The organism is Streptomyces sp. NH27 (genome assembly GCF_056859195.1).
Genome location: NZ_JACEGK010001089.1, coordinates 1 through 453 on the forward strand (window position 1 = coordinate 1; position 453 = coordinate 453).

Annotated in this window: 1 protein-coding gene; it reads right to left on the reverse strand. The window is 32.2% G+C overall.

The features are described from left to right. Nucleotides 1-206 precede the first annotated feature (206 nt). Nucleotides 207-453 (reverse strand): PTS sugar transporter subunit IIB (locus AC13HU_RS38160; protein WP_483046577.1); only part of this gene is annotated, 247 nt, incomplete at its 5' end.

A 453-nucleotide genomic window follows, 5' to 3' on the forward strand; every position in this document is an offset into this window, starting at 1 on the left:
CGTGTAATTTCTTTGACGTTTGGCATATGTTGCCTCCTTTGGATATAATTGTTATCTTTGAGATTAGTATACCACCCTTCAAAACACTAAAAAAGACCAAGAAAAACACAGGTTTGTGTTCATCAATGGACTGTCCTTCAAATATCTACCATAAAAGCTTGAACTACTATTTCTTGATTTATAAGTGTTTGAACCTCTACTTGGAACTAACTAGCCAACTTGCTATCTACAATATAAGACGAAATAAGACTAGAAAGATTTTCACTGAAACTTTTGCTCTCATTACGAAATATATTGTGTTTAAGATAGTCTAGCATTTTCAAAATATCTTCTGCTTCAAGGATAGGATTAACCCTTAAAATCGGAAATCTGCTATCCAAATCATCATTAGTAGTAATCACTACATCAACTTGTGCAATATCTTCCACACTCTTAAATTGTTCTGTTGTAAAT